Here is a 12,742-nt window from a genome sequence, read left to right as displayed (position 1 = left end):
CCTATCTTATTTCATATATTCGCTCATTTTCATCCCAAATGCTCGCATTCGCTCGTTAGGATGAATAGACGTTATACCGATCAATCTGTCAATAGTAAATAAGTTTTCGTAAGGATAACTAATCGTCAGTGCAATACCAGTTCCTCGAGACAAAGGCTGCCCTGCATTGCTAGGATCACTCCCGCTCGTAGAAAATAATTCGTACTGAAGTAGTTGCGACTGCAAACCAAATTTTTCAAGTCTTGCCCGCGATTCGCGTTGCATCCTAGCATCAATGTATCCATAAGTACCACTTGCACCAACCTCCAACAAATAATCGACTTCTTGTTGCAAAGCAGCTTGTCTCGCAATAGCAACGTGTTTATAAATAGGCGAAAACATAACCCAGCATAACATAGCCGAAAACAACACAAATATTAATATTTGTTTCATGGGCTTATCTTACTTATATGTTCCGACATTGATTCTCCCGAACGCTTTAATTGTTTTTTCATTCCTCCATCTCCTCCAGCTACACTATTATAAATAAGCAATGCTACCATAATTAACATGACCGATATTAAAATAGATCGCATATTAACACCTTCTTCAAAAACTAATTTTATGCGCGATACCCTGCACTCCGCACTCAAACGTTAGCAACCACGATCTATGGAAGCAAAGATTCGATATACTTGTTAGCCGCAGTACCTTGCCGTTCCACTTGACTTCTCGTGCCAGTAGCATCTTTAGAAATAATATTGTTAAATAATACGACCACCACAAGTAGCATCATCACAGTAATTAATATATTTCGCATCGTTTAAACAACTCCCATTCGGATTATTGTAAATTCATAAATAGTTTCTGCCCTTCTTGTACCCATGGATAAATAAACACTTGGAACGTATACAAAATAGGGATACCTGCAATAACAAACAAAACATATGATGTCGTCTCTTTACGACTTTCCTTCGCTAGCTCTATTTTATCTTTATAATCATTAATTCTTTGTTTGAGCAATTCATAATAATGACTACTTTCATGCATCCGAAGTGCATCTATCGTCTCCACAAAATTCATAGCATCGTCAGTTGCTAATCGTGCTTTGAATTGTTGCAACGCTTGTCCAGGATGATGATACCAATCTGCTAACAATCGCTCCAAATCCTGTTTAATCACTTGCGTAAAAGGTAAGCAACGAGTAAGCTTCGTATGAATATGCAGCTGCGATTCAGCCAAATAGTACAGGTGATTACTGACGATATATATTTCTGTTGTTATTTTTAATGAGCGCATATGCCCTAATGAACGGAGCCAAATATGGTCAAACATAAGCATAACTATGACAGCTGACAAACCAGAAACTACAAGTATAGACGATACAGATAGCGACCAATGCCACCCTAATTTCTCCCAAACTATAGCGAGAATAGCTATTACACTACAACCACCTATTAGCAACCGCTTTGCAACAAAATACCAACTGGAATCAACTGAGAATCCACTGCTCTTCAAAAAAAATTCCCGATCCAAATAAGGTTGACTTCGTTGCAGAATATATAAAAATTTCATTAATATCGGTGGTGCAGCTGTCATTTTCCATTTCACTTTTGCTAGATGTGGCCAGCGTTTTCGCTTCGAATTAGTAATGAGCCAAGCAACTCCATAAATCGTTATTGCAATAACAACACACTGTAGCAACCAAGAACTATAATAAATTAATTTGCTCATTTGATTGATCATTGTTTAACTCCTATAACTTTTTACGGGATAACCACAGTCCCATTATGAAAGATAAAAAGATTAATATAAGTGCATTTAACAACGTGTCTCGCCCTTGTGCATCAAGTAAATAATAGTAGTACGCGTTCGCTCGGTTATAATAAAAATTAACGCCAATAAATACGATTAAAAATAATACTGGCGAAAAATTTGCTATTCGGATTTCCAGTAACCGATTGCGCTCCAATTCATTTGCCCGTCTTGCTTTGCGCATATCAACTAGAAGCTGCTGCAATGACTCAGTAACTACCACTCCTTCTTGCATCGCTACTTGTAATATAGTGACGAAGTGATCAGCCCATAAGTGTCCTAATGAACTAGCAAATAATCGTAAACTTGTTTCATCATCATTGCGGATAGATAAATTACGATACAACTGCTCATAAACAGACTGCATCGGTCCAATTAAACGTTTTTCTTCAATTACACGTTGTAAGGCAACTTTCACTTGTCGCTCACCTGTTACAAGATAACATTGATAAAACAGTTCAACTGCCGGCAAAAAATCTAGCTGTGTTTGTAGCCTTCGCTGCACAAGCATCGAACGAATAATTAAATAAGGTGTCAATCCGATAACTACTCCAAACAATAAAGTTCCTTTCGTCGATTGAAAGAAAAATCCGCCAATCATTGTACCAGCTAATAAGAAAAAAAACGTCATCCATCCAAAAGTTACAATCGTCATCGGTATTCGTAATATTTCTAGCAATTCCGCTATATGTTGTTTTATTTTCAAAGTTACATCGGCGTTCTTTTTTATCTTTTTAAAATGAGATTGTTGTGCGGATGACAATGATTTAGCTGGTTCAGCACCCTTCTGATAACGCTTCCAAACATCTGATTTTAAGCGATGCTGCAATGTCCTCTCTTGCTGCCACATCGACAACAAATGATACCAAAGCAAATACTGTAAACTAAACAATAATAATATATAAGCGACAAACGAGACTGTACTCATCTATTTATTCACCTACCTCACGACTAGAAGCATATTGTTTAGCTACTTCATGTCCTAACTGCTCCGCTATTATAACTTGAGCTTGTATAGAAGGGGAGTAAGGGAACTTCCAACGGTGCTGGGTATAATCAAATTGCACCCAATCCCGAATAGAAGTTTCACCATCTCGCCAAACAAATTCACCTATTCGTGCAATAATTCGTCTACCTTGCCAGTACCGCATTTCAATACCAATTTGTGTAACATATTGTGTAATTCTCTTCACCAATCGTCCAGGATTCATTGCTCTCCCATCCAACATACACATGTCAGCAATTGCTTCCGGCACATCTTCTAACCGATTAGCATGAACAGTCGTCATACTGCCGGCATGACCTCGCGTACACGCTCTAACGTATATATTGGCATCGCTATCTCGTATTTCCGCGTGAATAATTCGTTTAGGAGACTGTCGTAACGCTAATTTGAAAGCTTGCTCTGCCTGATGCATCTCATCATCTTCCGTTGCTTCATACTCCACAATATTTTTGTCTGGAAAATCACGACTAATCATCATCTCATAACGTCCTTCTATCGTTACGATCCTCTCTTCACTTGGAATTTCGGCTATAAGTGATTTCATCAAATGTGTCTTTCCCGAATTCGTCGCCCCAATAATAACTAGATTAAATCTTGCTTGTAATACCATTCGCAGCATGTCGATCATCCGTTTATTCATCGTACTGTACATCGTTGTCGCCAGCTCATCTAATGTAAATGTAGTAATCGTATAAAACCTTATCGTCAATGTCGGTTGGGAAGTGAAGCCAAATCCAGTCATCGTCACTCGTGATCCATCCTGTAGCATGACTTCTGCCCAACGTTTACGTGGATTGATACGATCATTGTTGTATAGTACTAAGTTTTGTTGGATGCGTTCTACGTCAGCAATCGATGCAAAGGAATAGGCGGATAGAGACGTTTCACCGTTACGTACTTCATATATTTTAGTGCCGACTACTTGTATTTCTTCTAATTGATTTTTTTGTGCTAAAATAAGCTCTAACACATTCAAGCCTACTACTTCTGCGAATAATGCTTCTGCTAAAGAATGATAAGGCAATTCCATATTACTCATCGTAAATAGCCGTAATCGGATTAATCGTTCTTCGATAATAGACATAATCTGTTTTCGCTGTTGTGGATAACCTAGTACTGCTTTATTTAACACTTCACCATAGTTCCTTCGTTCTTCCTCTGATAAGCCTCGAGGAGCACTTAAAAATGTTCTCACTTCTTCTGCCAGTTGCTGAAACTGTTCTTCCCCTTGAATGGACTGCATATACAATGGGTTTGATTCGTTACTTTCCTGCGTTCTTTCTAATGAAACAGCATAATTAGTCGGTGAAAAACGATCCGTTTTGTTCATAATGTCCTTGCTCCATTCCTCCTATACATCGTTAACTTGCGAAACCATGGTTGCTCCTTTTTCCATTGCAATGCTACCGGAATCTGATGTCGTTTCATAATAGTAGCTGCTCCTTGATTCATCAATTGCTGCCCTGATCGATCCGACACAAGCCAGTGTACATATGTTCCTTGATCCAACTTTGCCAACAATGATTCTGAAACTTTCATTTGATCCCATGTTTTTAATTGTAATTGCTTTTGCACTTGATTCATCGTAAACCCTCCATTTTTCCACGGATAATGTGTCGTAACATATTCGAAAGCAACTTCGGACAGTTGAAATAATGGGGCGACTTCATTCGTCCACTTATTGCGATCTTCCTGAAAATGTGACAATGCAACACTTGTAATCATGACCCTCGTATCCGCCAAACGCATAGCAGTTATCGTTGCTGCATTATCCCAGTACGCACTAACATCTACAATTATTACAGCATACAATTGCTGCGCCACACGAATTAAATGTTCAATATGTTCCGGCCAATAAAACTCAGCCTGCTCTCTTGATAAATTTCCGAATAAAATAGATAGTTTAGGCAATTGTTTGGGCGAATACATCGCTTGTTGCAACTTACTTTTACTTAAACTAAACGCGCGCAAATCGGCTTGTAGCTGGTCTAATGTAGCGATTGGTTGATCTACCCCGATGTAGCGGTGCAATTTTGAACTTTTCAAATTAAGACAAAGATAGCCTATTTGCTTCTGACTTCGTTCAGCAATGCGAACAGCAGTAGCAACAGCGGTAATCGTCGTTCCAATATTAGGTGTCGAACCTATAAATGCGATTAAAGCTCCCGATGAATGGCTTACAGTATGTTGCACAATTTCACCCCCTTTACTAGTTACTTTGCACCTACTACTTGTTGCTGTTCATATGATTCCGGGCTATACGCCACAACTAACTTAGCAGTTCCTGCTTTACACAACTCATCTATTTCCAACCACTGCTGTTCCGTTAAATTCAGATTCAAATATTCAATCATCGCATTGGCATCTCTTCTAGCGACATACATTTGTTCTTGATTTCCTTCAGCCAAAGATAATAAATGTGATTGCTGTAAGTTGTCTACTTCCGTATTACTAGAGCTTTTAACTGAAGCAACTACAATCGATTGAGGAAATAACCGCTCTGACGGCTTATCCGCCGAAGATAAGTAGACAACGACTTTGTCACCAGCTCTTATTCCATTAGAAATAGACAATACGTATTCCTTCGGAATTTGAAACGTCGCCTCCTCATAACGTGGCTGCAAGTGATGGTAATTTAACCTCCAATGTAAAATAGGTTCGTTCTCTCCAAGTGGTGCAATCGCCTCCATCCCTATAATCTCTGACCTACTAACGACCATTTCTTCCGTTACTACTGATCTTGGCAACGACTTGACGACGATATTTTCTTCACTAATCATAGTACCCGCTGCCAGAAAATATTTTGGTACAACTACGTCCACCGTTTCTTGTTCCATCAACTGACTATGCTGCAACTGATACAACCCAAAAACTAGTAAACCGGAAATGATTACTGCAACTACACTAATAAGCAAACTTTTCCTTTTACTCAAAACTTCACTCCTTTGCAACAAAAAAAAGAACGCCCAATTTACCGTTATCCGGTAAACTGAAAGCGTTCCTCGCTTGTATGCTCTATATAATTCAACAACCAATACGTAAATAATACCAAATAGTTGTTCATGTTGTCCATCATTTTTTTAGAAATCAATTAAACCAACGCTAATATGCAAAGCATCGTCTACTTTCCGCATCGTTTCGTCGTCCAAATGAGTGATTTTGTCGGTAAGGCGTTGTTTATCTATCGTTCTGATTTGTTCCAGCAGCACAACAGAATCCCGATCAAATCCATGTGTCGATGCACTCATCTCGACATGTGTAGGCAGCTTAGCTTTTTGAATTTGGGCTGTAATTGCAGCCACAATAACTGTTGGGCTAAAGCGATTTCCAATATCATTCTGAATAACAAGTACAGGTCTCACGCCTCCTTGCTCGGAACCTACTACTGGTGATAAATCAGCAAAAAACACATCTCCGCGCTTTACGATCAAACTTTACACCCCGCTTACAAGACGACCTAAAGTAAGGTCGGCTTCATCCTCCGCCAAAAAAGCCTCTGAGGCCATATTCAGGTTAATTTTAGCCATTTCCATATATCCACGTTGCATGGATTCACGAATTTGACGTTTTTTTCGCTCAACCAAATATAACTTCATCGCTTGACGGATAAATTCGCTACGATTTGAATTCTCCTTGGCTACGATACCGTCAACCTCCTCCAACAAGTGATCAGGAAGACTAATCATTATCCTCTTTGTATTCTGCAAATTGGCCACCTAATCTGCACCTCCAAGACTTTTCCATAGCCACATTATACATTATTGCTTAATTATGGCTTACCTATACTTAAATATATCTATGAGCAACGTATATCACTTATGCTGCAAGAAACATTCTATCGTATCTAGTTAGATCATCACGTAACTATTATTCGAGATCAATCGCTAAAAACCTTTTCCAATTTGCAAATAATTATATTTATTTTATATGGCATGTCGAATTTACTAACTTACTGGATTAACTATAGCAGTTATCTTTCCATTATGTCGATAAATTCTCGGTACTCTTGCCGCTAACATACAAACAACTTCATAGTGAATTGTGCCTAATTTGTCAGCTAATTCGTCTGCTGTAATTCGTTCTCTTCCTTGCTCACCGATTAATACTACTTCTTCACCATGCTTCATCGGCTCGTTATTTGTAGCTGCTAGTATAGGGTCTAATGCAATCATACACTGGTCCATACAAATATTACCCAATACTTTCGTTCGTATACCACGCACTAAAACTTCCGCTTGCCCACTTAACATTCTACTGTAACCATCTGCATAACCGATCGGCAATGTACCTATCCATTCAGCATCGGTTGTCACATATTTCGATCCGTAACTAATTCCCCAATTTTCAGGAGCTCTCTTCACAAAGACAATTTCTGATTTAAGGGATAAAACTGGCTTCAATACAATATGCTGACGATTCACTTCGACAGATGGATATAAACCATACATCCCAATACCAAAACGTACCATATTACCAGCAGCTGACGTGCATTCCATACCTGCAGCACTATTGTCAGCATGTACGTAAGGTATCTCCCAACTACGAGCCGATATGGCATCAGCTATTTGCTTAAACAAAGCATATTGCCCTTGTGTGTGCGTCTTATCTGCCGTATCCGCATTAGCATAATGAGTAAATACGCCTTCTACTATTAGTTGTGGCGTTTTCATACATTGTTCGATAAAAGATAGCGTCTCCTCATAACCTATAACTCCCAAACGCCCCATGCCAGTATCGACTTTAATATGCACTTGTAACTTTAATCCGTCAGGATGATCAGGCAACTGTGCAGCTGCTTGCCTCACATCCTCACGGAATAAACTAATGGTAATGCTATGATCTCTTGCTTCTAATAAACCATCCACTGGTACATACCCTAGTACGAGAATTGGTGTTTTGATGCCTGCCCGTCTTAACTGTAATGCTTCATCTAAAAATGCTACTCCCATATAATCTACAGCTAATAGCTCCAATTGTTTAGCAACTTGTACGACACCGTGTCCATATGCATTCGCTTTTACTGATGCTAACATCTTAGTTGCAGTAGGCAATGCAGCTCGCATCGCTTGCACATTATGCTCTAATGCGTCCAAACTAATTTCCACTGTAGTAGGGCGGAAAAACGTATCCACTTTCACTCCCACCTTTCATCTGACGACCTGCTCCGAGCAACACATATGAAATCAATCGTATACGCTACGCAAGTTACTGTCAATGAAATGATTGGAATTTATATGAGATACGTCTTTCCAAAATTAACAACTTTTATTTTTCCATTTTTCCTTGGACAGATTGTGCAATTTTAGTCATCTCAGTATCTGGCAAATCGGCACTTGTTAATCTAAATTGTTGCCCTTCATATGTCCAAGTTAACGTTTTTAAACTATCCTCGCCTACTGTCATTTCAGCAATAGTAAATCCAAGATCATGAATAATTCCAGGTACTAATGATGCAGCGACATCCTTTGGTTGCGTTTGAATTAAAGTGTAATTATAGCTACCTTCATAGCGAGTCATCATACCCGGATTTCCGCCAAACACAATATCCACTGTTTCACCCATGACTACATCACCAGGCATATAAGAAGGTCCCATAGCAACGAATTGTCCCGCTACGATCTGATCATCGGATTGCTCTGGAGTTTCCATAGCACTTGGTTCTTCGGAAGATTGCTCAGCATCACGTGATTTATCATCGGATTGCTCGGCTTCCTCTTCCTTTACTTGCTCTGTTGTTTCTTCTGTAGCCTCTTCTTTCGTTTGCTCTGTTTGCTGCTCTTCTGTTTGCTCCGCAGCAGATTCTGTCGCTTGATTATTCGCCTCTTCCGCTTGCTGATCCGTCATTTCTGGCGTAGCCGTTGTCGGATCGGCACTGCCCGTTACTGGACCTTCCTTCATATTCGCATCAGTATCGAACATAGCTGGATCAAGCTTGGCATCAAATTCGAAAGCTGTAAATTTCACATCAACCATTACTTTAGCATTCGTATCACTCACTTCTACTTGAAGTGGTCTGTAATCGTCTTTATTCAACCAAATTTTCTGACGAGAAAATGTGCCATTGTTATAATTAGCCATCACATCAAATACGTACTCTTTGTCACTTGTTTCAAATTGACGTGAACCGTCCACTACAATACTTTGTAGCAACGTTTGGTACAAGTAAACTTGCCCTTGATTTTGTGGCCAATCACTCTGGAAACGAAATACTTTATTCAGCTTAGGTGTTAGTACAAAAACACCATCATCGTTTTTCAAAATAATCTGTGTCACATTTTTTTGCTCATTCGTTAGTTTAATTCGGTAGTTATGTGGTTGTTGATACGTTACTTCTACATCATACGTTTGCGGTTGCTCTCCCGAATGTAGCGTCATTGTTCCACTGCCTTGATAACTTTCCATCGTGTTCATTAACTTGTCGAGATCCTTCACCACGGACTCGGCATCCTTTTTCCCGCAAGCAGCCAATAATAATACGATACTTAATACAATAGCCGCGGTCCATGTCATGCGACGCATGTAATCATCCCCTCTTCACAATTTGTTTTTTGCTGATTGATAGATATTTATGTGGGGACTCGTACAAATATGCGGACTAGTTGTGGGCTTGACTAAAGTTTTTTTGCTTCTATATATGTATAGGTGTTGAAACTATTTACATCCTGTACATGGTTCAAGTAATTCATTAACAATTTAAGCTAATCATGTTAACATTATATTCACATATATGAAAGAGGGTATAACTATTGGATTCGAAGCTAGCGGCATATATAACATTAGTTTGTACTTCGGCTGTACTGAATTTGTCTATACTTGTCTATACTTATTTGAGGAGACATCATTATACTAATATAGCTAATTTGTTCATGTGGAATACATTTACTTCAATGATTTATTGCTTTGGTTATGCCTTTAGCTTAACATCGACTTCGTTAGAACAACTTAGATTTTGGAATATTGTACAGTATACAGGGATGCCATTTTTCCCTCCGTTAGGATTATTATTTGTCATGCAATATTTGGGTTATAAATTAACGAGAAAAAGAATAATCGCTTTACTTATAATGCCTTGTCTCACTTTACTCATCAATGTAACAAATGAATCCCATCATATGTTATATAGAATATATGATATCCATTCGGTGCTTGGAGCTCCATATAGTGAGATTAAATATGGGGTATGGTTTGTTGTACATAATATTTACATTTTTAGCTGTATGTTTGCTGCGTTCTTATTGCTGCTTTCACGCTGGAAGGAAACAGTTAGTGTATATCGTCCTCAATTATTTGCCCTCATCTGCGGTCAGTTGCTTCCAGTAGTGTCTGCATTTTTATTATTTATAGGAGTGACACCCGATGGCATCGATCCGGTACCAATGGTTATTTGGTTTTCTTCTGCTTTGTATCTCTGGTCTATCACTTCCTCTCGAATGCTATCAATTATGCCTATTGCGAAAGAAACGATCTTTAATAATATGAATGATGGTGTTATTGTGCTCAATGATACCTATCAATTAATTGAATATAATCAAGCTTGTAAAAATATGTTTAGTGAATTGGATCGATCAACGATTGGGCAGCCATTTGATCAAGTTTGGTATATGCTAACGGGCCAATCATTTCCTGTTCAATTAGATACGATATCAAACAAATTGAATGATACGATTCATCAAGCTGATTATATTTATCAAATACGTATTTCTATGCTTCAGCAATCAAATAATAGGTCTGGCTTACTAATTATATTTACGGATATAACAGAGCTACATACATTACAACAAAAGTTAGAGCATCAAGCCTATTATGATGAGCTTACGCAAATATACAATCGTCGTGCCTTTTTCCAGCAAAGTGAGCAAAGCTTAATGAAAGTAAAGGATACTTTGTCATCTTTTACGATTATTCTATTTGATATTGATTTTTTCAAAAAAGTGAACGACACTTATGGGCATCAAACCGGAGATCAAATACTAGTACATGTGGCTCAAATATGTACGGCTGAGCTGGGAGAACATATGCTATTTGCTAGATATGGCGGTGAAGAATTTGTACTCGCTTTAACTGGTTATACACTAGTGGAAGGGGAAAACTTCGCTAATCACCTTAGATTATGCATTGAACAGAAGCCTCTAGTTGAAAATGACCGATTTGTATCAGTTACCTCCAGTTTTGGAGTATCTGTAACGACAGGAGCTATGGAGGAAACAATCTATCAACTTCTTCAAAAAGCTGATGAAGCACTTTATGCTGCCAAAAGAGCTGGTCGAAATCAAGTACAGGTTTTTACTGAAAAGCAGGAATTTGTGGAATAGTACAGCAAAATATTAAGAAAGCGGAAAAAGTTTGTACACACCAAAATCACTAATGAGTTTGTTTACAATCTACACTATTCAATCTGTGCCATTAAGTCTAACACAACTATTTAACTAAAGATGCTATATTAGATGCATTATCCATATATAAAAATATAGATTGTATCAACGAGAGAATGAAACAAACATATTACAGCAAGGCGTTGCCTTTCTATTGATTAAGCGACTATTAAACATTAATAAGGACTCCGTCCAACCGGTAGAAGTCGTCTTACTTTCCAGAAACAATCCAGATACAGGTTTGCGAGTATTTAAGTCTATAGAGCATTAACTGTATTAAGTGAATTTAAACCACATATTTTCTTTGATGATCAAAAAGTCATATCTAAAAAGTGTTGCAAAATTAGCACCTTCTGTCCATGTTCCTTTTGGAATAACGAATCTAAAAGGGGAGTAAGGTAAGTTAGTTTGATGAGTGGTTTATACCTTTATTAAATTGTATTTAAAATACGGAATAGGAGCGTGAAACTAGCGTGAGAAATATTATACACAACAAGAAAGCAACGATTGCAGTTATTAGTTTCCTTACCATTATTATTGCTGTAGGGATTAGCTTTTTGTCTAATCCTGTAAAGTCACAAGGAGCGATTACGAATGACAAGGAAAAGCTATGGCTTCATCGAACTTCATATATGGGGGATAACAATAAAGTAAGTACGCTGAGTAATACATTACAATATCCGCAGCCATTTCAATACGATCATATACAGTTACAAACAACTAACTTACCATATCGATTAACTATCTTTTTGAAATCCGATCCAACTGTTGAAAGTTATGGGCAACCGCAACTAACTGATCAACGAACGACGATCCAACCACATTTTGATCGCGCCGCTCTATTGTTATTTAGTTTGATTGAAAATGTAGATGAAATTTCCTTTCAACTGCCACATTTATCTCAAGAACAGTCTTTACTTTTCAAAAGAACCGACGCACAACAAATGTTCGATCGACCATTATATAAGATGACAGCAACCAAAAAAGATTTCGATCAGTTTTTCAAAAAACTACAAACGACGAAGCAATGGAATATAGATGGGAAACTAGTTGGCGAGTATTTACTTGAAGCGAATGATTATGACACTATCCCTGCGAATAAATCTGCTAAATTAAGAAGTAGTCATAGTACCCACAAAGGGAATAGTATAGAGACAACCGTAGTTCTAAATAATGCCGAACATACAGATGTTACAATAAAAACTCCGGAAATATTCAAACCGTATATACTAGATTTTCAAACATCTAAGGAAAAGTTAACGCCGCATTCCACCGAATATACGTTTACTATAACTATTTCCGACAAGCTACTAGCAGAAAACGATTTGGACAAAGCCTTTGTTGAATTTGCTCTAGTCCAGCGGTTTAACGAGTTAGAAGGTTCTATTTTCTCATCTATTGATGAATTTGATCGATCAGATTTTGATGTTATATCCAAATAACATTGTAATAATAAATTACAGTAAAAAGCACCTCCTTTGCATAAAGCAAAGTTGGTGCTTTTATACATTGTAAGATGATGCATCAGACGCAAGTAATTCATAGAATCCTATTACTCCATTCAACGGTA

Annotated in this window: 14 protein-coding genes and 1 pseudogene; 3 read left to right on the top strand and 12 right to left on the bottom strand. The window is 38.0% G+C overall.

Annotation, left to right across the window (positions count from 1 at the left end; all coding sequences use genetic code 11):
• Nucleotides 1–6: 6 nt before the first annotated feature.
• The 12 genes from ACFSTH_RS10630 to ACFSTH_RS10575 form a co-directional block, all read right to left on the bottom strand.
• Nucleotides 7–432, bottom strand: coding sequence for a hypothetical protein (locus ACFSTH_RS10630; RefSeq protein WP_377771079.1), 426 nt, complete (start codon nucleotides 430–432; stop codon nucleotides 7–9).
• Nucleotides 429–575, bottom strand: a complete 147-nt coding sequence (locus tag ACFSTH_RS10625; RefSeq protein ID WP_377771077.1) for a hypothetical protein — start codon at nucleotides 573–575, stop codon at nucleotides 429–431. Before ACFSTH_RS10625 ends, ACFSTH_RS10630 begins: the two co-directional genes overlap by 4 nt.
• Nucleotides 576–649: 74 nt before the next feature.
• A complete protein-coding gene (locus tag ACFSTH_RS10620; RefSeq protein ID WP_377771075.1) occupies nucleotides 650–799 on the bottom strand; it encodes a hypothetical protein in 150 nt (49 codons plus the stop codon).
• 23 nt (nucleotides 800–822) lie between these two features.
• Entirely contained in the window at nucleotides 823–1,725 is a 903-nt protein-coding gene (locus ACFSTH_RS10615) for a hypothetical protein (RefSeq protein ID WP_377771073.1), read from the bottom strand.
• Nucleotides 1,726–1,735: 10 nt separating this feature from the next.
• Complete coding sequence (locus ACFSTH_RS10610; protein WP_377771071.1) at nucleotides 1,736–2,722, bottom strand: type II secretion system F family protein; 987 nt, start codon at nucleotides 2,720–2,722, stop codon at nucleotides 1,736–1,738.
• A 4-nt stretch (nucleotides 2,723–2,726) separates the two neighbouring features.
• The gene (locus ACFSTH_RS10605) at nucleotides 2,727–4,130 is read right to left on the bottom strand and encodes an ATPase, T2SS/T4P/T4SS family (protein ID WP_377771069.1); all 1,404 of its coding nucleotides are present in this window, start codon (nucleotides 4,128–4,130) and stop codon (nucleotides 2,727–2,729) included.
• On the bottom strand, nucleotides 4,127–4,993 hold the full coding sequence (locus ACFSTH_RS10600; protein WP_377771067.1) for a hypothetical protein: 867 nt from the start codon (nucleotides 4,991–4,993) through the stop codon (nucleotides 4,127–4,129). The genes ACFSTH_RS10605 and ACFSTH_RS10600 overlap by 4 nt, the downstream gene beginning before the upstream one ends.
• A 20-nt stretch (nucleotides 4,994–5,013) precedes the next feature.
• Nucleotides 5,014–5,733, bottom strand: a complete 720-nt coding sequence (locus ACFSTH_RS10595; RefSeq protein WP_377771065.1) for an SAF domain-containing protein — start codon at nucleotides 5,731–5,733, stop codon at nucleotides 5,014–5,016.
• Between the two features lie 147 nt (nucleotides 5,734–5,880).
• Nucleotides 5,881–6,231: a type II toxin-antitoxin system PemK/MazF family toxin gene (locus ACFSTH_RS10590; RefSeq protein ID WP_377771063.1), complete on the bottom strand. Its 351-nt coding sequence runs from the start codon at nucleotides 6,229–6,231 to the stop codon at nucleotides 5,881–5,883.
• Between the two features lie 3 nt (nucleotides 6,232–6,234).
• Nucleotides 6,235–6,516, bottom strand: a complete 282-nt coding sequence (locus ACFSTH_RS10585; protein ID WP_377771061.1) for a CopG family ribbon-helix-helix protein — start codon at nucleotides 6,514–6,516, stop codon at nucleotides 6,235–6,237.
• A gap of 228 nt (nucleotides 6,517–6,744) precedes the next feature.
• Nucleotides 6,745–7,932 (bottom strand): alanine racemase, encoded by a 1,188-nt coding sequence (alr, locus tag ACFSTH_RS10580; RefSeq protein WP_377771059.1) that lies wholly within the window; start codon nucleotides 7,930–7,932, stop codon nucleotides 6,745–6,747.
• Between the two features lie 133 nt (nucleotides 7,933–8,065).
• Nucleotides 8,066–9,319, bottom strand: a complete 1,254-nt coding sequence (locus tag ACFSTH_RS10575) for a LolA family protein (protein WP_377771057.1) — start codon at nucleotides 9,317–9,319, stop codon at nucleotides 8,066–8,068.
• A 227-nt stretch (nucleotides 9,320–9,546) separates the two neighbouring features.
• Here ACFSTH_RS10575 and ACFSTH_RS10570 point away from each other — a divergent pair, with 227 nt between their 5' ends.
• The 3 genes and pseudogenes from ACFSTH_RS10570 to ACFSTH_RS10560 all read left to right on the top strand — a co-directional run bounded on the left by ACFSTH_RS10570 (nucleotide 9,547) and on the right by ACFSTH_RS10560 (nucleotide 12,614).
• Nucleotides 9,547–11,112 carry a histidine kinase N-terminal 7TM domain-containing diguanylate cyclase gene (locus ACFSTH_RS10570; protein ID WP_377771055.1) on the top strand — a complete coding sequence of 522 codons (1,566 nt, stop codon included), beginning with the start codon at nucleotides 9,547–9,549 and terminating at the stop codon, nucleotides 11,110–11,112.
• A gap of 154 nt (nucleotides 11,113–11,266) precedes the next feature.
• A pseudogene (locus tag ACFSTH_RS10565) lies at nucleotides 11,267–11,440 on the top strand (5'-nucleotidase); the annotation flags it as partial.
• Between the two features lie 205 nt (nucleotides 11,441–11,645).
• Nucleotides 11,646–12,614 (top strand): DUF4825 domain-containing protein, encoded by a 969-nt coding sequence (locus ACFSTH_RS10560; RefSeq protein WP_377771053.1) that lies wholly within the window; start codon nucleotides 11,646–11,648, stop codon nucleotides 12,612–12,614.
• Nucleotides 12,615–12,742: the final 128 nt, after the last annotated feature.

The sequence above is a fragment of the Paenibacillus yanchengensis genome (assembly GCF_042684845.1).
GTDB classification, from domain to species: domain Bacteria; phylum Bacillota; class Bacilli; order Paenibacillales; family Paenibacillaceae; genus Pristimantibacillus; species Pristimantibacillus yanchengensis.
This window is presented reverse-complemented; position numbering and strand designations above follow the sequence as displayed.

Bases quoted from the DNA above. Each gene is read 5' to 3' on its own strand.
- ACFSTH_RS10615 (WP_377771073.1), bottom strand. From the start codon at position 1,725: ATGATCAATCAAATGAGCAAATTAATTTATTATAGTTCTTGGTTGCTA.
- ACFSTH_RS10605 (WP_377771069.1), bottom strand. From the start codon at position 4,130: ATGAACAAAACGGATCGTTTTTCACCGACTAATTATGCTGTTTCATTA.
- ACFSTH_RS10575 (WP_377771057.1), bottom strand. From the start codon at position 9,319: ATGCGTCGCATGACATGGACCGCGGCTATTGTATTAAGTATCGTATTA.
- ACFSTH_RS10625 (WP_377771077.1), bottom strand. From the start codon at position 575: ATGCGATCTATTTTAATATCGGTCATGTTAATTATGGTAGCATTGCTT.
- ACFSTH_RS10620 (WP_377771075.1), bottom strand. From the start codon at position 799: ATGCGAAATATATTAATTACTGTGATGATGCTACTTGTGGTGGTCGTA.
- ACFSTH_RS10630 (WP_377771079.1), bottom strand. From the start codon at position 432: ATGAAACAAATATTAATATTTGTGTTGTTTTCGGCTATGTTATGCTGG.
- ACFSTH_RS10610 (WP_377771071.1), bottom strand. From the start codon at position 2,722: ATGAGTACAGTCTCGTTTGTCGCTTATATATTATTATTGTTTAGTTTA.